Below are 19,637 nucleotides of genomic sequence, written 5' to 3' on the forward strand. Positions count from 1 at the left end.
CGTCATTCCAACGCTATGTAGACCCCGCTGCCTACGCCATCAACCCCAATGTCTTGGCTTTCGCCACCGCCTGGGTGCGCCGCTCCACGCCGAGCTTGCTGTGGATGCGCCGCGCGTGAGTCTTGACGGTGTGCAACGAGATAAACAGCCGGTCGGCGATTTCCAGGTTGGAGTTGCCCAGTGCGATCAATTGCAGCACTTGCAGCTCGCGCTGGCTCAGAGGGTTTTCCGCCACGCCGCTGGGCGCCGCCTGCGCCTCCAGGCCCAATTCACTCAATAGCCCTGGCGAGCGCAACCGCAGTTCGCGAATCGCCTGCTGCACCTGGCAGCGCCCGGCCAGCGCCAGCCCTGCCTCCAGGGCCCGACGAGCCAACAGCGGATCGCCGAGCTGCCAGGCCACCTCGCCCAGCACCAGTTGCAACTCGGTTTCCAGGCACAGCATGCCGCGCTGCCGAGTGGTGTCGAGCAAATCATTGAGCCGTGCAATCGGCTGCTCGGCACAGCCCAACTTCACTTCGGCCAGCACCAGCAAATACTCCAGGCGCGGGATCAACTCCAGCGTGGCCGGCGGCGCCTGCTTGGCACCGGGCCCGCGAAAGTGACGCAGCACCCGGCGCACCGCTTCCAGCGTCAATTCGGCGCGGCCCTGCTGCAACCAGAAATGCCCGCTGACCAACAGCAGCACCGCGCGATACACCGTGTCCGGTACCTGGCGTTGCTGCATCAAGCGCTCGGCCTCACGCAGCTGGATGAACGCCTGGGCGTAATCGCCTCGGTTCGCTGCCAGCAGCGCCAGGCCGAGAAACCCGTACAGCACGCGCTTGTCCTGGCTGTGCAGGCACATTTCCAACCCGGCCTCAAAGCACTCGGTGGCCAGCGCATCCTGTCCTTGACGCAACGCAAGATGCCCGCGCCGCAAGGCAATCCGTCCCACCAGCGGGCCGGCCTTGAGCCGCTGCCCCATCAGCATCGCCTGCACCTGCTCCAACAGGCTTTGTGCCCGATAGGGCGCGCCGCGTTGTTCCAGCAGTTGCGCGTGATCCAGCTCCAGTAATGCCTCCAGCACCAACGAACCCTGTGCACGCGCCAGGCAAAGGGCTTCGCGGTTCAAGGCCTGGCCCACGTCCAGTTCACCGCGCAGCAGGGCTTGCTGGGTCAGGCCCGAAAGGCACATCAGGCGCGAGGTCCAGGCGCTGTCGGGCAAGGCTTGCAGCGCTTCGAGAAAATGCTCGCGGGAGCGCTGGGCATCGCCGCTCAAGTGCAACAGCCAGCCCCATTGCGCCTGCCAGCGGGCCAACAGATAACGCTGTTGCGCCGCCGTCGGTTGCGGGGCGAACCGCGCCAGTTGATCGATACACAAGGCTGCCTGGTCGAAGCGTCCGGCAAACAGCAACGCCGCCGTGACCAGCCCCACCAGTTGCGCCGAGCCAAGCATCAATTCATCGCCATGCTGCTCATGCAGACGCAACAGCAGCACGGCGTTGTGCTGACGGAACAAGTCTTCAAAACTGAAGTGCTGCAACAGGCTTACCGCCACCTCGTAGGCTTCGGCCAGCAGCGCCTGTTCAAAGGCGGCCTGCCAGTCCTGCTGCGCGGTGAACCATTGGCAGGCGCGACGGTGCCAGGAGCGCTTGGCCGGCCAGGGCTCATCGCGGATCAGTTGCGCCAGTGGCGCAAAAATTTGCAGCCAATCGGTGGTGTCCTCCCACGGCTGGATAAATGCGCCCAGCGCTTGCAGGTCGCGCAGGTAATGATCGCCGTCACCAAAGCCGAACAGGTGCTCACACAGGCCCGGGTTGAAGCGCGGCATATGCGCCAACACACGCCAGGCCTCCGCCAGCTCGGCGGGCAAGGTGCCGAAGAGTTCGTGTCGCAGGTAGTCGAGCAAGGTTTTGTCCGGGTGCCCGTCACCGAGCAAGGCGATGCGCACGCCGGCGCACCAGCCGCCGCTGAACTGCATCACGCTGTCGACGGTGTGCGTGGGCCCGAGCAGTTGCTGGATTTCCGCCGGGTTGAACATCAACTCACTGCATTCCAGCAACTCATCGTCGAGCAGCAGACGCGGCCAGTTGCACAGCGGGCGCCGCCGGGCGCCCAGCCACCAAGTCAGCGCCGGGCTGGCGGCGCTCAGCAAACGGTCGAGCAAGGCGTCCAGTTCGGGGGCCGGCAGGCGGCAGAAATCGTCGAGAAATATCCACGCCGGGCTGTGCCAGCGGCTGAGCTCGAGCAATAAGGTGGCTTCGTCGACAAACGACAAACCGAGGTGTAGCGCCAACCGCGCGCAAAAATCATCGGGGCTGAGCACGGCGCCATTGAGCGCCAGCCAATACACCTGACACTCCGCCGGCGCCTGCAACGCACACTCGGCGAGCAACGCGCTCTTGCCACTACCACCCGGCGCGCAGAGCAGCTTCACCCTGACCGGCGCCGCCAGCAAAGGCCCGGCCAGGCGCGGGCGCAACAGATGATGAGCGGACAGCCGTGGCATGAATCCAGGACGGTCCAGGCAGCGTGTCATGGCGGTCATTGCTGCATCCTGCTTTTTATTGTTATGCAACCTGGCGCCTACCCTAGTCCTGTGGTCGGCGGTTGTTGAAGAAGTATTCAGCGGGGTGATTGGTAGCCATGCACAAAACCCGGGATTCCACCCCACCATAAAGTGGAACCCGGTCAATGTGGGAGCTGGCTTGCCGGCTCCCACAGGGTGATCGCATTGCAATTGAAGATCAGCGCACGCCCTCAGACCTCAACGCTGCCGGGGTGTAATCGGCCGCCTTGGCCGCAAAGCCGAACACAAAGCTGCTCTTCTCCTCGTTTTTCATCCCCAGCGCGATGTAGCGCCCGGCGATGATGTCGTACAGCGTTTCCACGGTGTAGGCCGGCACCTGATGGTCGTAGTAGAACTGCGCGTGGCCCTCGGCTACCCGCCACAGTTGGCCACGGCCGTCGTAGTGATCAACCAGCGCGACCTGCCAGCTGTCTTCGTCGATGTACATGTGGCGTTTGGCGTAGATGTGCCGCTCGCTCGGCTTGACGGTGCCGATCACTTCCCACACGCGGTGCAGCTCATAACGGGTCAGGTCCTGGTTGATGTGCCCGGCCTTGATGATGTCGTCGTACTTGAGGGTCGGCGAATCGAGCTTGTAGCTGTTGTAGGGGATGTACACCTCTTTTTTGCCGACCAGCTTCCAGTCGTAGCGATCCGGCGCGCCGGAGAACATGTCGAAGTTGTCGGTGGTGCGCAGGCCGTCGGAGGCGGTGCCCGGGCCGTCATAGGAGACTTGCGGCGCGCGGCGCACCCGGCGCTGGCCGGCGTTGTAGATCCAGGCCAGGCGTGGCTCTTTCACCTGATCAAGCGTCTCGTGCACCAACAGCACGTTGCCCGCCAGACGTGCCGGGGCGGTGACCGATTGCTTAAAGAAGCTCAGCACGTTGGCCGCCTTGGCCTGATCGATGTCCGGGATGGCTTGCGGCACCGCCACTTCTTCCTCGAAACGGATCGGCGTGTAGCTGCCGTTCGTTTGCGGGGTGGCCTGGGTGATGATGCGCTTGAGGTTGCCGCCGTGGTAACGGGTGATGTGGTTCCACAACACTTCCACGCCATTCTTCGGAATCGGGAACGCGTAATAGCGGTTGCCGGTGAAATTCTCCAGGCCATTGCCGTCGTTGATCGCGTGCACGTTGAGCGCGCTGCGCTTGATCGACTCGTAGATCTCCGGTGGCAGGTTGACCGTGCGGTGGGTCGGGTACACCGGGATCTTGTAGGTTTCGGGGTAGCGCTTGAACATCGCCACCTGGCCGTCGGAAAGCTTGTCTTTGTACTTGTCGACCGTGGCGGCGGTTATCACGAACAGCGGTTTTTCATTGGCAAACGGGTCGGCCAGGAACCCCTTGCTGTCCACCGCGCCGGCATTTTTGGGGATGCCGCCGGTCCAGGCCGGGATCGAGCCGTCGGCGTTGCCGGCTTTTTCAGCGCCGACCGGCGTCAGGGTGGTGCCAAGCTTGGCGGCTTCTTCGGGCGACACCGCCGCCATGACGTGGGCGGCCAGCACACTCAGGGCCATCACTGCAAATATCTTACGCATAGGTTCTTGTCCTTCCTTAAACCAGATCAGAAGTTCACGCCGAAGCTGAGGGCGATAAAGTCGCGGTCGGTGAGGGTGTTGTAGTCACCGCCGAAAAAGTCGGTGTAGCTCAGGCTCGCGGTGTAGGTGTTGCGGTAATCCGCGTCCACCCCGACGCTGATCGCTTTGGCGCCTTCGTTGAATATCCCGTTCGGCCCATAGCCGCTGACGTCATGGGACCAGGACAGGTTGGGCTTGAGGTTCACCCCGGCAAACACGTTGTTGTAATCCAGGATTGCGCGGGCGCGATAACCCCAGGAATTGGCGGTGACGAAGCCGTCGGTATCGCCGCCGAAACCATAGGCGCCATACACCGAGTCGCGGCCGTAGCGCAGTTTGGTTTTGGCCTCCAGGCCGCCGACGTGCACATAGGCCGCCTCGCCCACCAACGTCAGGCGTTCGGCGCCCAGTACCTGATCGAAGAACTGAGTCATGGTGCTTTGGATCTGGGTGATTTCCTTGCGGCGGTAGCCTGAGTTATCCGAGCCGAACGAGCTGCGGATCGGCGAGGCGGTCTGGCCGGCAATCGGGTTGACCAGCGCCAGCGTCAGGTCGGTGGTGTTGAGCTGCACCGGCGCATTCGGGCGGTAGCTGATCTCGCCGGTCCACGCCGTGCCGGTGGGCAAGGTGGTGGAGAAACTGGCGCCGTACAGGCGAATGTCTTCCGGGTAGTCGAGGTAGTACTGGCCACGACCGAGCATGGTGCTCTGGGCCAGGCCCGAGCCGCTGCCGGGCGCGATGGCGTTGGCGGTGGCCGCGATACGCCCGATGGTGGCCAGGTTGGTGTTGGCGGTAATGGTGCCCACGGTGGGCGTGCGGCTGTGGTAATTCATGAAGTACAGGCCGTACTCGGTGTCATCGCCGAGCCAGCGCAAGGCCGCACCGAACTGCCCGCCATCACGGGCTTCGCGGTCTTTGGCACGCTGCACCACCACGCCTTCGCGGGTGACTTGAAAGCCCTGGCCGAACGCGGCGGCCACCGGTTGCAGCGGCGCAATCGCCGGGCTGCCGACGGTGTAGTTGTTGTTGCAGCCGTGAGCAACCACGTCGTTGCCAAAGAAAGTGCCGCAGTTGTCCACCACGGTGTTTTCCCAGTTCAACTGGTAGAAACCTTCCACCGACAGCTGATTGGTGAGGCTCTGGGACGCGAACAGCATGTTCACCGGGATCAGGCCTTCCTTGATTTCGGCGCCGGGGCGACGAAAGGCCGACACGTCGATCGGGTTGATGCTGTTGATCGAGTTACCGATGAATGTACTTTCGCCCCAGCTGACGACTTGCTTGCCGACGCGCACGTTGCCGGGCAGGTCGCCAATCGAATAGTTGTGATAGACGAAGGCATCCAGCAGCTCATAGCCGGACGACCGCGCGCCTTCGTCGCGATGGTTATTGCTGATCTGCTTGAACTCGCGGTCTTCGTCCTGCAGTTCGAAGTCGTACCAGTACTTGCCGCGCACAAACACGCCGCTGTCGCCGTACTTGAGCTCCAGGTCGTGAATGCCTTTGAAGATCTTGGAGAAGGTTTCGCCCTTCTTGAAATTGAGCCGCCCGTCATCACCGGTGGAGGCCTGCCCCGTGCCGCCATTGGGAATGCCCACCAGCTTTTTGTCGGCATCGCGCATGCCCCAACTGGCGCCGACCGACAGCGAAGAATCGAATTGCCCTTCGATCTCGCCAATGTTGAACGAAACAGCCTGTGCCTGGGCGCAGCAGCCCAGTGCAACCGCCGCGGCGAGCGCCTGTGGCGTGAAGATGGCGCGCATTGTTGTTTTTGTCATGCGTCTTCCCCGGTGAGTGACAGAAGGCCCCACCCTACTGCCGCCCGCGAGGAGCGATAAGCGCACCAAAGGGGTATTCGCAGCGTCGCTCGAAAGGATTAGCAGCCGCTCTGGCCGGGGTTTTGACCGGGCCATGACTGGGGTAGATAGCGCGTTATCAGGGGAATGGATGGCATGCGCAGCGACTGTTGCCAATTTGGTAACAGTCCTTGTCTCGAACCGCTATTACTCAATTTGTTACAACCGACTATTCTTACCTCGCTCTCAGGGCAAACGGCCCGCTCCCAACCTGGGGAGAACAGCTGAATTTCGACGGATTGGCTAATTTATTCAATCTGTTACCCGTGTTCACTGACGTTGATTTGTCGCTCCTTGATCCAACGTCTTACTTCGGCCGCTGCCTTTGCAGCGGCCTTTTTTATGCCTGAATGAAAACGGGGCGCCATCAGCGCCCCGCAGTATTGGATAGTGTTCCAGCAACGATCAGAGGCTGAATTTCTGCAAGTTGGCCATCATCTCCTTCAATGCCTCGATGTTGTCCTTGGGGTGCGCGGCGCCTTCGAAGTCGCAGATCTGCGCCCAATGCGCGGCCACATCATCGGGTGAGAACCCGGCTTCGGGGTCAAACCCCACACCCAGGCTGCGCTCCCAGCGGGTCTTGCCGATCCAGCCGCCGCCCACTTCAAACAGGCCCGAGGTTTCCTGGCACGCCTCGCTGCCCAGGTACACCACCAACGGGCTGACCAGCTCCGGCTTGAGGCGGTCGAACACTTGCGGCGGGATCAGGCCTTCGGTCATGCGCGTGCCGCCGGTGGGGGCGATGGCGTTGACCAGGATATTGTTCTTGCGCCCTTCCAGCGCCAGGGTGCGGGTCAAACCGTACAAGCCCAGCTTGGCCATGCCGTAGTTGGATTGGCCGAAGTTGCCATAGATGCCCGAAGTGGACGCGGTGAAAATCACCCGACCATAGCCTTGCTCACGCAAATGCGGCCAGGCGGCGCGGGTCACTTTGTAGGCACCCTCGACATGCACCCGATACACCAGGTCCCAGTCGCCGTCGTCCATTTTGTGGAAGGTCTTGTCGCGCAGGATGCCGGCGTTGTTCACCACCACATCGATGCGGCCGAATGCATCGAGCGCGTGCTGCACGATTTTGTCACCGTCGGTGACGGAGTCATGGTTGGCTTCGGCAATGCCGCCTGCTTCGCGGATCTCGGCGACCACGCGATCGGCCGCCGAGGCGTTGGCGCCCTCGCCTTGAGTGGAACCGCCGAGGTCGTTGACCAGCACCTTGGCCCCGTGTCGGGCGAACAGCAGCGCATGCGCCCGGCCCAACCCGCCGCCGGCACCGGTGACGATCACGACCTTATCCTGGAACTGCACTGACTCACTCATACCGAACTCCGCTGGCGACAATGGGAATGGCATGAGTGTCAGGCACACAGCCTCTGGTCACAATAAAGTCGGCCGAGGCTGAATGGTGCTCGATAAGGCAGCGGGATGATTGTGCGGCCCAGGTTTTCGCAGGGCATCGCCTTCTCAGTGGCGAGCGAGCCTGTTGTGGTAAGCAGGCTTTCTATGGTGAGCGAGATTCCTGTGGCGAGCGGGCTTGCCCCGCGCTGGGTGGCGAAGCCGCCCCGATAAGGTTACTGCAGAGTGTCTGGTGTATGGCGGTGGCAGGTTTTAGGGCCGCTTCGCGCCCCAACGCGGGGCAAGCCCGCTCGCCACAATAGGTGGCTCAGGAATAGGCCACTCGTGGCGCGGGCTGGCCGAGGCGCTCGCGAAACGCCAGGTAATGCTTGAGCACCAGCACCGGCGCTTCTATCTGCGGGTAGTGGCCGATATTGGCCAGCAACACCGTGTCGGCGTGCGGCACCAACTGGTGATAACGCTCCACCATATGCACACCGGAGATCGGGTCGACTTCGCCGTCGATGACGCGCAACGGCACCTCGCCGCGCTGCAACGCGTCCACCCAGCGCTCCCGCAAGCGGCGGCGCTGGGGAATGTAGGCAATCAGTTTGTGCAGGATGCGCGTGCCGTCATTGCACTTGATCAGGCTCCAGAAATCATCCAGCGCGCTTTCACTGGGCCGCGTATTCGGGCCGAAAATCTGGCTGAAGCTGTTCGACAAGGCATTGCGCCCGAAGGCACGGCCGATCATCCAGCCAAGCGGGCTGAGCAGCAGTTTTTGCACCAGCGCCGGGCGATGGGTTTCCGGGAACAGCCCGCCATTGAGGAATACGCAACTGGCCATCTGAAAACGGCCTTCGTAATGACGGGCGAGTAATTCCTGGGCGACGCTGTCGCCGTAGTCATGGGCCAACACATGCACCGGTTGCTCTACGCGCAGGTGGTCGAGCAGCGCCTGCTGCAGGTCGGCCTGTTCCAACAGGCAATAGTCGTGATCCACCGGCTTGTCCGAGTCGCCGAACCCCAGCATGTCGCAGGCAATCACCAGGTTGCGCTGGGCCAGTGGCTGCCACAGGTAGTGCCAGTCCCAACTGGCCGTGGGGAAGCCGTGAATCAACAGCAGGGGTTCGCCCTGCCCGGCCACCCAGTAACGGATCGTGCGACCACGAAAGACGAATTCCTGGGCGCGTTTGCGCCAGGCTCTGAGCGGGATTTCGGCGAGTGGCATCAGCTTTTATACCCGGGATCTTGCAGGTCCAATTTACGCAGCAGCGCCGGCCAGGCCAGCGCGCCGCCCATGCCTTGGGCGCTCTTGGTGACCGCTGCCACCATGGCCTTGGCCCCGGCAAGAATCTGCGGCTCAATGGCAATCAACTCAGCCGCGCCGTTTTGCGCCAGCACCTGGATATCGCAGGCGCGCTGGAAGGTAAACATCATCAGGAACGTATCGGCGATGGTACCGCCGCAGGTCAGCAAGCCGTGGTTGTGCAGCATCAGAAAATTGCTTTGGCCCAGGTCCGCCTGCAAGCGCGCCTTTTCCTCATGGTTCAGCGCCACGCCTTCGTAGGCGTGATAGGCCAGGCTTGAGAGCACGAACAACGATTGCTGGCTGATCGGCAACACGCCCTGCTTCTGCGCCGAAACGGCAACACCGGCGGGCGTGTGGGTGTGTATCACGCATGCCACATCGTGGCGCACTTCATGGATGGCGCTGTGGATGGTATAGCCCGCGGGGTTGATCTCGTAGGGGCTGTCCATCAGCTTGTTGCCGGCCTGGTCGACCTTGACCAGGCTCGACGCCGTGATCTCGTGAAACATCAGCCCGTAAGGGTTGATCAGGAAATCATCGGTGCCCGGCACCTTGGCCGAAATATGCGTGAAGATCAGGTCATCCCAGCCATGCAGCGCGACCAGGCGATAACAGGCCGCCAGGTCGACACGGGCTTGCCATTCGGCAGCGCTGACCTGGTCTTTGACATTCTGTGGCGATAGAACGGGGGCTAGGCTCACGGCAACGACCTCCTTGGCGCATTTTCTTATTGTTTTTTTGGGTGGAGGGCCAGTCTAGTCAGACGCCATCGCGCAAGTAGTCGCCTTCGCAGCCAGCTTGATGACCGAACGAGTCAGTAACAAGAATAGTTGAAGTCAGTGGGCGCCGCGTCAGAGAAGCGCCGCCAATAAAGGCACGGCGAACAGGTTGAGCAAGCCCGTCAACACCATCACCAGGCCCGCGACCGAGCCTTCTTCACCGCCCACTTCCCGCGCCCGGCTGACGCCCGCGCCATGGGCGCCCACACCAAACAACGCGCCACGCGCCAGGGGTGTGCGCAACGGTAACCACTTGAGCAGCACGCCGCCGAGCATGGCGCCGAACACGCCGGTGAACATCACAAACACAGCGGTGAGTTCCGGCACACCGCCCAGGTCAGAGGAAACCGGCATGGCAAACGGCGTGGTGATCGAGCGCGGCAACAGCGACATCGTCACCGAGCTGTTCAATGCCAGCGCCTTGGCCAGTCCGAACGAGGTGCCGATGGAGGCCGCGCTGCCGGCGACCATGCCCAGCAGCAACGCCGACCAATGACGCGCCAGCAAGCGGCGTTGTTGCCAGATCGGCACCGCAAACGCCACGGTGACCGGGCCCAGCACCAGCATCAGCCAATGGGTGTCGGCGGCATATTCGGCGTAGGCAGTGTGCATCGGCGCGGCCACCGCCAGCAGCAGCGCCGGCACGAGAATCAAGGGTGACAGCACGTAGCGCCCGGTGCGGCGATAGATCCAGCGGCTGAAGATATAGGCGCCCAGGGTCAGGGCGAGCCAGAACACCGGCATCAGCTCAAGCTTCACGGCGCATGCTCCAGCGGCAGACCATCTCTACGGTAAACGCCGTCACCAGCATCACCGACAGCGTGCTGAAACCGATCACCAGCAGGATGCGCCAGCCGTCATTGCGCACAAGGCCGCCGTAATCAAGCAGGCTCATCAGCGCGGGGATAAAAAACAGCAGCATCTCTGCCATCAACACCCCGGCGCCCAGTTGCAGCGCGGCCGGCTTGACCAGACCGGTGGCAAATGTCGCCAGCAACAGGCCCAAGCCCACTACGCCACCCGGTATCGGCCACGCCAACCACACGGCAAGCTGGGTGCTCAGAAAATAGATAGCCAGCAGCACGACCAGCTCAATCAGCAGGCGGGCGATATGTTTGAAGCTGAAACGGTTCATAAGCGTTGATCCTCGCAGGCGCTCAGTTTAAAGACGGCCCTCCCATCCCCACAGCGAATTGTTAGACTGCCTGCTATTCCAAACTGGAATCAGAGTCATGGAATTTAAACAGCTGCGCAGTTTTGTCGAAGTGATCCACCGGGGCGGCTTTACTCAGGCCGGTAAAACCTTGCACATCAGCCAATCGGCCGTCAGCAAGCAAGTGGCCCAGTTGGAGCAGAGCCTCGGTACGCCGTTGCTGGAACGCACGGGCTCGCACATTCGCCTGACGGCCGCCGGCGAGGTGGTGTTGCAGCGCGCCGAGGCCATGTTGCGCCTGCAAACAGAGCTGCTCAGCGAGCTGGATGATATGCAGCAACTGGCCCGTGGCGAGCTGCGCCTGGGCTTGCCGCTGTTGGCGGGCGACACACTGTTTGCCGGGCTGTTTGCCGAGTACCGCAGGCGTTACCCCAAGGTCACCATCCAATTGCTCGAAGGCGGCAGCCGCACGATCGAGCAGGCGATTCTCAGTGGGGAGCTGGACGTGGGTGGCACGCTGATGCCCAGTGATCCGGCCTTTGCCTGGCAACCCTTTTGCGACGAGCCGCTGGATGCTTTGCTGCCGATGGATCATCCACTGGCTGACAATGCCCAGGTGCGCCTGGAGGAACTGGCGGACACGCCCTTCCTGATGTACCAACGCAGTTTTGTGCTCAATGACCGACTGATGCAGGCCTGTCAGCAATTGGGCTTTACGCCTAAGGAGATCGGCCGCAGCGGCCAGGCGGATTTTCTCGTCGCTCTGGTCGCGGCCGGTCAGGGCGTGGTGCTGTTGCCCAGCGTGGTCGCCCGTGGGTTGGTGCGACCGGGCGTGGTGCGCCTGACACTCAAGGCGCCCGACTTTTTACGCTGGGACATTGCCTTTATCTGGCGTGAGGGCGCTTATTTGTCCAAAGCCGCCCAGGCCTGGCTGGCGCTGCTGCGCGAATTCCCGGTCAACCGCGCAGTGCAGTGACCAGCTCGGCCAGCCACGGCTCTGCATCGGCTTCCGGGGTGACGCTTTCGCTGGCGTCCAGGCGCAGCATCGGCAGCACTTCGCGCACGCCCAACTCGCCGAACAGCTCGCGCATTTGCTCGCCGCCGCCGCAGAAGGTGTCGCCGTAGCTGGCATCGCCCAACCCGATGACGGCACCGGGCAGCCCGCGCCAGGCGGCGGGGAGTTGGTCGCGAATACTCGAATACAGGGGTTGCAGGTTGTCAGGCAACTCGCCCATGCCGGTGGTGGACGTCACCGCCAGAAAGGCGTCGGGAGCAAAGGCCTGCACATCGGCCAAGGTGGCGCGCGGGTTGTGCCAGGCTTCAAAGCCGGCCGCGTTGAGGATGCCGGCGGCGTGGCGGGCGACTTCTTCAGCGGTGCCGTAGACCGAGCCGGAAAGGATGGCGACTTTCATCAATCTGATCCTGTAGTTGAGCCAAAGCGTGGGATGTTAGCAGCTGGCGCAAATATTTCGGCGCATGCCGCGCAACATTCAGGGCATGCCATACACTGCAATCTCTAAAAACAAGCCATGGACCGCTCTATGATTAACGCCAAACTGATGCAACTGGTCATCAACGCCTCCAACGACGGCATCGTCGTCGCCGAACGCGAAGGCAAAGACAAGCCGCTGATCTACGTTAACCCGGCCTTCGAGCGCATGACCGGCTATGCACTGGACGACATCCTGTATCAGGATTGCCGCTTCCTGCAGGCGGGCGACCGCGACCAGCCAGCCTTGATGGCGATTCGTGAAGCCCTCGACAACGGCGGTTCGTGCCGGGAGATCCTGCGCAATTACCGCAAGGACGGCACTGCGTTCTGGAACGAGCTATCGCTGTCGACGGTTTACAACGAAGCCGACAAGCAGACCTATTTTGTGGGCGTGCAAAAAGACGTCACCGCGCAGGTCAAAGCACAACTACGCGCGGCCCAGCTGGAAGCACAGGTGGCCGAGCTTAAAGGCGAGTTGGCGGCGCTCAAAGCGACGAGCGGAATTAACAAAGTGTAAAAAATACGGTCTTTAGAGCGATAATGGCTTTTTAATGTCTCATCGTTGAGCTACATCAATGCACCGCGACGCGCTACTGACGCAGGACGAACTGGATTTTATCCAGGACATGCAACACAACCCGCAGCTCAACCTGCGGGATGCGTGGTCGAGCCTGACGGTCAACGGCGGTGCACAGATTCGGGATTTGCTCACGCGCTTGGCCGCTCACGACCATGTCACCATCCAGGCGCAGTTCGATAACCAGCAACTCACGTTCCCGCTGCACCTGGTCGAAGACGAGTTTCACGCAGTGCATCTGCGCCTGGGTGTGCCGAGCATTTTTGAAGACGGGCCGATGATCCGGCCGTGGCGCCTGGCCCTCGAAACCCCGGTGGCACTGGAAAACGTCAAGGGCAACCCTGCCGCGTTATGGGTTCACGAGGTGTCATTCAAAGGCGTGCTGGTTGAGATTCGTGGCCGGGTCAAACCGCCGAAAACCTTTTCCCTGTGGTTCAGCCCTTCCGGCTACGAACGCATTGCCTTGCGCGGCACGCTGGAGCGGGAAACGGCCCGCGGCTTATTTGCCTACCGCTTGAGCCAAAGTGATGCCGATGAGATCGAGCGGCTGCGCCAGTTCATCCTGCACCAGCACCGCCTGGTTCATCCGCACGTACACGCCTGAGTTCAGGTATCCAACTGCCCACTCAGAAACTGCTGCAAGCGGCGCTGCATCACCAGCCCATCGCTACCCAGGCAACCGACCGAGGAACCTGCCAGGTCTTTTTCGGCGAAGTCAGACGCGGCGCCCGCCAAAAACAGTGGGCAATCGAGCGTCATCGCCAAGCGACTCAGGCGCTCGGCCAGCTCATGGTTGTGTGAATGGTTGGAGAAGATGACGAGCGCCTGGGGCCGGATTTTTTCACAGACCAATGTCAGTTCGTCCAGGGGCTGGCCCACTTCCAGCACCTTCATGGGCAGATCCTGCCGACCGACCAACAGCGCCGCCACCAGCAATTCCAACTTACGGCATTCGCCGGGCAACGCCGCCAGCAAGACCCGGGACCCGGGCGAGCCGCTGCCCAGTTGCAAGCGCAGCCAGGCTTGCTCACGCAGGAAAGCGTCGAAAAATAACCACTCGCTGGCTTGGCCGAAACGGCCTTGATGCCGCAGCAAGTCGTACCAAAGGGGCATGAGGATGTCTTGAAACGCCACACTCAGCGCACAGGTCGCTGACAACTGACCGTACACGTGTTCAAGGGCGCGATCATCGAAAGCACTGATGGCCTGTCTCAACCGCGCTTGCCATTGCGTGTCCTCGACCGAGTCTCGCTCGGCGCGAACCACATCGGCTTGCTGATCATCGCGTGCGAGGATTTTGCCGACCTTGCTTACCGCAACACCGCGCTCAATCCAATCGAGGATCCTGTTGACGGTCTCAATATCGGTCCTGGAGTAGAGGCGATGCCCACTTTCGGTGCGCGCGGGCTGAATCAGACCATACCGTCGCTCCCAGGCTCGCAAGGTGACCGGATTGACACCTGTCAATCTCGAGACTTCACGAATCGGAAAAAGCTCGCTGGAATCGGCAAGGCTGCCATGGGCGATTTCGTGAACAGGAGCAGTAATTTCAGGCATCGGGGATCAAAAACATCCGTGTAGATTTGGATCCCATTTAACGCCTTTCTACTTGTCCTTTTCAAGGCCCGCACCCTTCTGACCAATGTCACTGGCGTAATTTTGCAAAACAGGAATAATCCTTGCCTGTTTTTCAGGTGATGGCCTACCCGGCCGCCACCTTCGTGCGCCGTCTACCCGGCTCAGCGCACCTGATTATTTGGAGATACACAATGTCTACCTCCCCTGTCACCCTGATGGTTGCGCGCCGCGTGGCCAAAGGGCGCTATGAAGAATTGATGGCCTGGCTGCGCGAAGGCGAGCAATTGGCCACTGACTTCCCCGGTTACCTGGGATCCGGTGTACTGGCACCGCCGCCCAATGACGACGAATTTCAAATCATCTTCCGCTTTGCCGACGAAAAAACCCTGCATGCCTGGGAGTTTTCCGCCTCGCGCAGTGCCTGGTTGAGCCGTGGCAGCGAGCTGTTCGCCGACCCGTCCGAGCATCGCGTCAGTGGCATCGATGGCTGGTTCGGCGCCGTGGGCGCACGGCCGCCGCGCTGGAAACAGGCTGTGGCGATCTGGCTGGCGTTTTTCCCGGTGTCGCTGCTGTTCAACTTCGTCCTTGGGCCGCTGCTCAACGAATTGGACCTGGCCCCACGCGTACTGGTCAGCACCCTGGCCCTCACGCCCTTGATGGTTTTCTGGTTCATTCCACTGTCAACGCACCTGCTGGCGAACTGGCTGCACCCCACACCGCCGCCGCGCAAGGTCGCCGAAGCTGCCGCTTGAGTACAGGGGCGGCCGGTCGCTGGTATAGTTTCAACCTGCCAGCGACTTGAGCCTCCCATGACTGCAACGAACGCCCCGATCCTGATCACCGGTGCCGGCCAGCGTGTCGGCCTGCATTGCGCCGAGCGCCTGCTGGACGAGGGCCAGCCGGTTATTTTCAGCTACCGCAGCGAGCGTCCAGGCGTTGAGGCCTTGCGCGAGCGTGGCGCGGTCGGCGTGTTTGCCGACTTCTCCAGTGAAGCCGGGATTCTGGCCTTCATCGCCCAACTGCAAACCCACACCAACAGCCTGCGCGCGATCATCCATAATGCTTCGGCGTGGGTCGCGGAAACGCCCGGCGACGAAAGCCGCGCATTTACCGACATGTTCAGTGTGCACATGCTTGCGCCGTACCTGATCAACCTGCATTGTTCACCCTTGCTGCAACGCTCTTCACCTGCCGACATTGTGCATATCAGCGACGACGTGGTGCGCAAAGGCAGCCGCCAGCATATTGCCTATTGCGCCACCAAGGCCGGGCTCGACAGCCTCACCTTGTCGTTTGCTGCGCAGTTCGCGCCGTTGATCAAGGTCAATGGCATTGCACCGGCGATGGTGATGTTCAACGAGGGCGACGACGCGGCCTACCGCGCCAAGGTCCTGGCCAGATCGGCACTGGGCATCGAGCCCGGGCCCGAGGTGATCTACCAGAGCGTGCGTTACCTGCTGGACAACCCTTATGTCACCGGTACCACCCTGACCGTCAACGGCGGGCGGCATATCAAGTAAGCCGTTTGTGAGGATGTTGTATGACCTTGTCCCTGCCCCAACACTACCGCGAAATTCTCAAAGGCCTGGGCGAAGACCCGCAACGCGAAGGCTTGCTCGACACCCCCAAGCGCGCTGCCAAGGCCATGCAGTATTTGTGTCACGGCTACGAGCAGAACCTGGACGAAATCGTCAACGGTGCGCTGTTCGCGTCCGACAATGACGAGATGGTGATTCTTAAGGACATCGAGCTGTATTCGCTGTGCGAGCACCATTTGCTGCCCTTTATCGGCAAGGCCCATGTGGCCTATATTCCGACCGGCAAGGTGCTCGGGCTGTCGAAGCTGGCGCGCATTGTCGACATGTACGCCCGGCGCCTGCAGATCCAGGAAAACCTCACGCGGCAAATCGCCGACGCAATTCAGCAGGTCACCCAGGCCGCCGGCGTGGCGGTGGTGATCGAAGCCAAGCACATGTGCATGATGATGCGCGGCGTGGAAAAACAGAATTCAACCATGAACACCTCGGTGATGCTCGGCGCGTTCCGCGAGTCGAACACCACGCGCATGGAGTTCCTGCAACTGATTGGACGGAGCAAGTAGCAATGCCACAACTTCAACCAGGCATGGCGCGCATCCGGGTCAAGGACCTGTGCCTGCGCACCTTTATCGGCATCAACGAGGACGAAATCCTCAACAAGCAGGACGTGCTGATCAACCTGACCATCCTGTATGCCGCCCAGGAAGCCGTGCGCGACAACGACATCGACCACGCGCTGAACTACCGCACCATCACCAAGGCCATCATCGCCCACGTCGAAGGCAACCGCTTCGCCCTGCTCGAGCGTCTGACCCAGGAGCTGCTGGACCTGGTGATGAGCAACGAGTCGGTGCTGTACGCCGAAGTCGAAGTGGACAAGCCTCACGCGCTGCGCTTTGCCGAGTCGGTGTCGATAACGCTGGCTGCAAGCCGTTAGCGGCAAGCGATAAGTTAAAGGCCGACCACACTCCAACTTGCAGCTTGAAGCTTGCCCGCTTGAAGCTGTCTCAAAGAGACCACCATGAACGATCAACAACGCCTCGAACTCGAAGCCGCCGCCTTCCGCCGGCTGGTGGCACACCTGGACAGCCGCAAGGATGTACAGAACATCGACCTGATGAACCTCTCGGGCTTCTGCCGTAACTGCTTGTCCAAGTGGTACAAGGCCGAGGCCGACGAGCGCCACATCGAGCTGAGCCTCGATGACGCCCGTGAAGTGGTGTACGGCATGCCGTACGCCGAGTGGAAAGCCCAATACCAGAAAGAAGCCAATGCCGAGCAACAGGCGGCATTTGCCCAAGGAAAAACCCATGACTGATTTGAACACCCTGCGCGCCAGCCTCAACAGCGGCGAACACGTTTTTGCCGACACCTTGGCTTTTGTCGCTGCCGGTTACGACTACCAGCCGCAAGCCTTCACCAATGGCAGCGTGGAAAACGCCGCCGGGCAGAACGAAGGGTCGTGCAAGACCCTGGGCCTGGCGCTGTTGGAAGGCTTGAGCGATCAGGAAGCGCTGCTGGCGTTTGGTGAGCATTACCGTTCGGTGGTGGCTACGCCGGAAGGCAGTGACCACGGCAATATTCGTGCGTTGATTGCGCACGGTTTGGCCGGTGTGACATTTGCCGCGCAGCCACTGAGCCGTAAATCCTGAGTCGAACATAGATCAAAAATGTGGGAGCGGGCTTGCTCGCGAAGACGGTAGATCAGTCAATACATTTACGGCCTGACACACCGCTTTCGCGAGCAAGCCCGCTCCCACATTTGAACGGCGGTGATCATCAAATCCCGCGCATAAAAAAACCGGCCTCGCAGCCGGTTTTTTCGTTTCAACGGGTTTAGAACGAAGCGTCCTTCAAACCGTCGAGGTAACGCTCGGCGTCCAGGGCCGCCATGCAGCCGGCGCCAGCCGAGGTGATGGCCTGGCGATAGACGTGGTCAGCCACGTCACCGGCGGCAAAAATGCCTTCGATGTTGGTCGCGGTGGCATTGCCTTCACGGCCGCCTTGCACCACCAGGTAACCGTCTTTGGCTTCGAGCACGCCTTCGAACAGCGAGGTGTTCGGGGTGTGGCCGATCGCGATGAACACGCCGTCGACTTTAAGCTCGTCGAAGCTGCCGTCGTTATTTTTCAGGCGAGCGCCGGTCACGCCCATGTTGTCGCCCAGGACTTCGTCCAGGGTGGCGTTGAGCTTGAGGATGATCTTGCCTTCAGCGACACGGGCGTGCAGCTTGTCGATCAGGATCTTCTCGGCGCGGAAGGTCTCGCGGCGGTGAACCAGGGTCACGGTGCTGGCGATGTTGGCCAGGTACAGCGCCTCTTCGACGGCGGTGTTGCCACCACCGACCACGGCAACAGGCTTGTTGCGGTAGAAGAAACCGTCGCAGGTCGCGCAGGCGGATACGCCTTTGCCCATGAACGCTTCTTCCGACGGCAGGCCCAAGTAACGGGCGCTGGCGCCAGTGGCGATGATCAGCGCGTCACAGGTGTACACACCGCTGTCGCCGGTCAGGCTGTAAGGCTTTTTCGAGAAGTCGACCTGGTTGATATGGTCGAAAACGATCTCGGTTTCAAAGCGCTCGGCGTGTTCTTTCATACGCTCCATCAGCACCGGGCCGGTCAGGCCATGGACGTCGCCCGGCCAGTTGTCGACTTCAGTGGTGGTGGTCAACTGACCGCCCGCCTGCATGCCGGTGATCAGCAGCGGCTTGAGGTTGGCCCGGGCAGCGTAAACGGCAGCGCTGTAACCGGCAGGGCCGGAACCGAGAATAATCACTCGCGAATGACGGGTATCAGACATGACTCACTCCTATCGACCGTCCGGACTACAGAACGGCTGGAATAAAAAAGGACCGCGAAGCACTTGGGGAAGGCTTGAACTCGCCGGTCCTGAAAAATAATGGGTGCAGCGTATCGAGGGGGGCAAGATTAAGGAAATACGGAATAACAATCCAGCTCATAGGTGGTCTCTATCCCTGCCACCCGATTAATCGACGCCATTGTGCTTAGATGTTACCTGTGATGTCGCTGCTTTCGCCCAAGATGCAAAGGCGGTAAGGTCGGCGCGTTCGTCATCCTGCTCGGAGTTCTCCATGCCCGCCCCTGCTCTTTCCGGCCCGCAATACCTGCGCGAAGGCCTCAAACTGGTATTGAGCCCAGGCCTGCGCCTGTTTGTAGTGCTGCCGCTGGCGATCAACCTGGTGCTGTTCGTCGGTTTGATCTACTTCGCAGGCCATCAGTTCAGCCTGTGGGTCGACACCTTGATGCCGACGCTGCCGGGCTGGTTGAGTTTCCTCAGTTACATCCTGTGGCCGCTGTTTGTGGTGCTGGTGGTGCTGATGGTGTTTTTCACCTTCACCATGCTGGCGAATATCATCGCGGCGCCCTTCAACGGCTTTCTCGCAGAGAAAGTTGAAGTGGTGGTGCGCGGCACCGACGACTTCCCGCCGTTCAGCTGGGGCGAACTGGTGGCGATGGTGCCCCGCACGCTGGCGCGGGAAATGCGCAAGCTGGGCTACTTCCTGCCACGCGCCATCGGCCTGTTTATCCTGTCGTTCATTCCGGTGGTCAACCTGATCGCCGCGCCGTTGTGGCTGCTGTTCGGCGTATGGATGATGGCGATCCAGTACATCGACTACCCGGCAGACAACCACAAGCTGGGCTGGAACGAGATGCTCGCCTGGCTGCGCAAGAAGCGCTGGCAGAGCATGAGCTTCGGCGGCATCGTCTACCTGGTGCTGCTGGTGCCCGTGGTCAACCTGCTGATGATGCCAGCGGCGGTGGCCGGGGCCACGCTGTTCTGGGTACGCGAGCAAGGCGCCGAGGCGATGGCAATGCAGAAAGTGACCCGGTCATAAATCCATCATGCCAATGACACAATGACGACATGGCCCACGG

The 19,637-nt window shown here is 61.3% G+C and carries 21 protein-coding genes; 10 read left to right on the forward strand and 11 right to left on the reverse strand.

The genetic code is table 11. The features are described from left to right. Positions 1–31 precede the first annotated feature (31 nt). The 8 genes from NTD89_RS23445 to NTD89_RS23480 form a co-directional block, all read right to left on the reverse strand. Positions 32–2,527 carry a LuxR C-terminal-related transcriptional regulator gene (locus tag NTD89_RS23445; RefSeq protein WP_262209956.1) on the reverse strand — a complete coding sequence of 832 codons (2,496 nt, stop codon included), beginning with the start codon at positions 2,525–2,527 and terminating at the stop codon, positions 32–34. 199 nt (positions 2,528–2,726) lie between these two features. Then, positions 2,727–4,085 (reverse strand): DUF1329 domain-containing protein, encoded by a 1,359-nt coding sequence (locus NTD89_RS23450; protein WP_262209957.1) that lies wholly within the window; start codon positions 4,083–4,085, stop codon positions 2,727–2,729. 26 nt (positions 4,086–4,111) lie between these two features. Then, positions 4,112–5,902: a DUF1302 domain-containing protein gene (locus tag NTD89_RS23455; protein WP_145164291.1), complete on the reverse strand. Its 1,791-nt coding sequence runs from the start codon at positions 5,900–5,902 to the stop codon at positions 4,112–4,114. Between the two features lie 483 nt (positions 5,903–6,385). Further along, positions 6,386–7,297 (reverse strand): SDR family oxidoreductase, encoded by a 912-nt coding sequence (locus NTD89_RS23460; RefSeq protein WP_145164293.1) that lies wholly within the window; start codon positions 7,295–7,297, stop codon positions 6,386–6,388. A 343-nt stretch (positions 7,298–7,640) separates the two neighbouring features. Next, the gene (locus NTD89_RS23465; RefSeq protein WP_145164295.1) at positions 7,641–8,543 is read right to left on the reverse strand and encodes an alpha/beta fold hydrolase; all 903 of its coding nucleotides are present in this window, start codon (positions 8,541–8,543) and stop codon (positions 7,641–7,643) included. Further along, complete coding sequence (locus NTD89_RS23470; RefSeq protein ID WP_145164297.1) at positions 8,543–9,325, reverse strand: class II aldolase/adducin family protein; 783 nt, start codon at positions 9,323–9,325, stop codon at positions 8,543–8,545. Before NTD89_RS23470 ends, NTD89_RS23465 begins: the two co-directional genes overlap by 1 nt. A 150-nt stretch (positions 9,326–9,475) precedes the next feature. After that, the gene (locus tag NTD89_RS23475; protein ID WP_145164299.1) at positions 9,476–10,162 is read right to left on the reverse strand and encodes an LrgB family protein; all 687 of its coding nucleotides are present in this window, start codon (positions 10,160–10,162) and stop codon (positions 9,476–9,478) included. Continuing rightward, the gene (locus tag NTD89_RS23480; protein WP_262209960.1) at positions 10,152–10,538 is read right to left on the reverse strand and encodes a CidA/LrgA family protein; all 387 of its coding nucleotides are present in this window, start codon (positions 10,536–10,538) and stop codon (positions 10,152–10,154) included. The genes NTD89_RS23475 and NTD89_RS23480 overlap by 11 nt, the downstream gene beginning before the upstream one ends. Positions 10,539–10,635: 97 nt before the next feature. Between NTD89_RS23480 and NTD89_RS23485 the strand changes: the two genes are divergently transcribed. Further along, positions 10,636–11,532 (forward strand): LysR family transcriptional regulator, encoded by an 897-nt coding sequence (locus tag NTD89_RS23485; RefSeq protein ID WP_145164301.1) that lies wholly within the window; start codon positions 10,636–10,638, stop codon positions 11,530–11,532. Here NTD89_RS23485 and NTD89_RS23490 read toward each other — a convergent pair. Next, a complete protein-coding gene (locus NTD89_RS23490; protein ID WP_145164303.1) occupies positions 11,513–11,968 on the reverse strand; it encodes a flavodoxin in 456 nt (151 codons plus the stop codon). The genes NTD89_RS23485 and NTD89_RS23490 overlap by 20 nt on opposite strands. A gap of 129 nt (positions 11,969–12,097) precedes the next feature. Here NTD89_RS23490 and NTD89_RS23495 point away from each other — a divergent pair, with 129 nt between their 5' ends. Beyond that, on the forward strand, positions 12,098–12,565 hold the full coding sequence (locus NTD89_RS23495) for a PAS domain-containing protein (RefSeq protein WP_242201107.1): 468 nt from the start codon (positions 12,098–12,100) through the stop codon (positions 12,563–12,565). A gap of 58 nt (positions 12,566–12,623) precedes the next feature. After that, positions 12,624–13,229: a hypothetical protein gene (locus NTD89_RS23500; RefSeq protein ID WP_145164307.1), complete on the forward strand. Its 606-nt coding sequence runs from the start codon at positions 12,624–12,626 to the stop codon at positions 13,227–13,229. Between the two features lie 2 nt (positions 13,230–13,231). Here the strand turns inward: NTD89_RS23500 and NTD89_RS23505 are convergent, their stop codons facing one another. Further along, positions 13,232–14,182, reverse strand: a complete 951-nt coding sequence (locus tag NTD89_RS23505; RefSeq protein ID WP_242201109.1) for a MerR family transcriptional regulator — start codon at positions 14,180–14,182, stop codon at positions 13,232–13,234. 212 nt (positions 14,183–14,394) lie between these two features. Here NTD89_RS23505 and NTD89_RS23510 point away from each other — a divergent pair, with 212 nt between their 5' ends. The 6 genes from NTD89_RS23510 (at position 14,395) to NTD89_RS23535 (ending at position 17,393) form a co-directional block, all read left to right on the forward strand. Then, entirely contained in the window at positions 14,395–14,955 is a 561-nt protein-coding gene (locus NTD89_RS23510) for an antibiotic biosynthesis monooxygenase (protein WP_145164310.1), read from the forward strand. 57 nt (positions 14,956–15,012) lie between these two features. After that, on the forward strand, positions 15,013–15,723 hold the full coding sequence (gene folM, locus NTD89_RS23515; RefSeq protein WP_262209961.1) for a dihydromonapterin reductase: 711 nt from the start codon (positions 15,013–15,015) through the stop codon (positions 15,721–15,723). Between the two features lie 20 nt (positions 15,724–15,743). Further along, positions 15,744–16,304 (forward strand): GTP cyclohydrolase I FolE, encoded by a 561-nt coding sequence (gene folE / locus NTD89_RS23520; RefSeq protein ID WP_145164314.1) that lies wholly within the window; start codon positions 15,744–15,746, stop codon positions 16,302–16,304. A 2-nt stretch (positions 16,305–16,306) separates the two neighbouring features. After that, positions 16,307–16,678: a dihydroneopterin triphosphate 2'-epimerase gene (folX, locus tag NTD89_RS23525; protein WP_003194073.1), complete on the forward strand. Its 372-nt coding sequence runs from the start codon at positions 16,307–16,309 to the stop codon at positions 16,676–16,678. 84 nt (positions 16,679–16,762) lie between these two features. Continuing rightward, positions 16,763–17,059, forward strand: a complete 297-nt coding sequence (locus tag NTD89_RS23530) for a DUF1244 domain-containing protein (protein ID WP_242201113.1) — start codon at positions 16,763–16,765, stop codon at positions 17,057–17,059. Continuing rightward, complete coding sequence (locus tag NTD89_RS23535; protein WP_145164318.1) at positions 17,052–17,393, forward strand: HopJ type III effector protein; 342 nt, start codon at positions 17,052–17,054, stop codon at positions 17,391–17,393. Before NTD89_RS23530 ends, NTD89_RS23535 begins: the two co-directional genes overlap by 8 nt. A gap of 184 nt (positions 17,394–17,577) precedes the next feature. Here the strand turns inward: NTD89_RS23535 and trxB are convergent, their stop codons facing one another. Next, complete coding sequence (gene trxB / locus NTD89_RS23540; RefSeq protein WP_010206474.1) at positions 17,578–18,540, reverse strand: thioredoxin-disulfide reductase; 963 nt, start codon at positions 18,538–18,540, stop codon at positions 17,578–17,580. A gap of 292 nt (positions 18,541–18,832) precedes the next feature. Between trxB and cysZ the strand changes: the two genes are divergently transcribed. Further along, on the forward strand, positions 18,833–19,597 hold the full coding sequence (gene cysZ, locus NTD89_RS23545) for a sulfate transporter CysZ (protein ID WP_262209963.1): 765 nt from the start codon (positions 18,833–18,835) through the stop codon (positions 19,595–19,597). Positions 19,598–19,637: the final 40 nt, after the last annotated feature.

Source organism: Pseudomonas sp. 14P_5.3_Bac1, from assembly GCF_025466135.1.
In the GTDB taxonomy this organism is placed as follows: Bacteria; Pseudomonadota; Gammaproteobacteria; order Pseudomonadales; family Pseudomonadaceae; genus Aquipseudomonas.

Excerpts from the sequence above, each read along its gene's own strand:
- NTD89_RS23445 (WP_262209956.1), bottom strand. The coding sequence starts at position 2,527 with ATGACCGCCATGACACGCTGCCTGGACCGTCCTGGATTCATGCCACGG.
- NTD89_RS23450 (WP_262209957.1), bottom strand. The coding sequence starts at position 4,085 with ATGCGTAAGATATTTGCAGTGATGGCCCTGAGTGTGCTGGCCGCCCAC.
- NTD89_RS23455 (WP_145164291.1), bottom strand. The coding sequence starts at position 5,902 with ATGACAAAAACAACAATGCGCGCCATCTTCACGCCACAGGCGCTCGCC.
- NTD89_RS23460 (WP_145164293.1), bottom strand. The coding sequence starts at position 7,297 with ATGAGTGAGTCAGTGCAGTTCCAGGATAAGGTCGTGATCGTCACCGGT.
- NTD89_RS23465 (WP_145164295.1), bottom strand. The coding sequence starts at position 8,543 with ATGCCACTCGCCGAAATCCCGCTCAGAGCCTGGCGCAAACGCGCCCAG.
- NTD89_RS23480 (WP_262209960.1), bottom strand. The coding sequence starts at position 10,538 with ATGAACCGTTTCAGCTTCAAACATATCGCCCGCCTGCTGATTGAGCTG.
- NTD89_RS23485 (WP_145164301.1), top strand. The coding sequence starts at position 10,636 with ATGGAATTTAAACAGCTGCGCAGTTTTGTCGAAGTGATCCACCGGGGC.
- NTD89_RS23490 (WP_145164303.1), bottom strand. The coding sequence starts at position 11,968 with ATGAAAGTCGCCATCCTTTCCGGCTCGGTCTACGGCACCGCTGAAGAA.
- NTD89_RS23495 (WP_242201107.1), top strand. The coding sequence starts at position 12,098 with ATGATTAACGCCAAACTGATGCAACTGGTCATCAACGCCTCCAACGAC.
- NTD89_RS23500 (WP_145164307.1), top strand. The coding sequence starts at position 12,624 with ATGCACCGCGACGCGCTACTGACGCAGGACGAACTGGATTTTATCCAG.
- NTD89_RS23505 (WP_242201109.1), bottom strand. The coding sequence starts at position 14,182 with ATGCCTGAAATTACTGCTCCTGTTCACGAAATCGCCCATGGCAGCCTT.
- NTD89_RS23510 (WP_145164310.1), top strand. The coding sequence starts at position 14,395 with ATGTCTACCTCCCCTGTCACCCTGATGGTTGCGCGCCGCGTGGCCAAA.
- folM (WP_262209961.1), top strand. The coding sequence starts at position 15,013 with ATGACTGCAACGAACGCCCCGATCCTGATCACCGGTGCCGGCCAGCGT.
- folE (WP_145164314.1), top strand. The coding sequence starts at position 15,744 with ATGACCTTGTCCCTGCCCCAACACTACCGCGAAATTCTCAAAGGCCTG.
- folX (WP_003194073.1), top strand. The coding sequence starts at position 16,307 with ATGCCACAACTTCAACCAGGCATGGCGCGCATCCGGGTCAAGGACCTG.
- NTD89_RS23530 (WP_242201113.1), top strand. The coding sequence starts at position 16,763 with ATGAACGATCAACAACGCCTCGAACTCGAAGCCGCCGCCTTCCGCCGG.
- NTD89_RS23535 (WP_145164318.1), top strand. The coding sequence starts at position 17,052 with ATGACTGATTTGAACACCCTGCGCGCCAGCCTCAACAGCGGCGAACAC.
- trxB (WP_010206474.1), bottom strand. The coding sequence starts at position 18,540 with ATGTCTGATACCCGTCATTCGCGAGTGATTATTCTCGGTTCCGGCCCT.
- cysZ (WP_262209963.1), top strand. The coding sequence starts at position 18,833 with ATGCCCGCCCCTGCTCTTTCCGGCCCGCAATACCTGCGCGAAGGCCTC.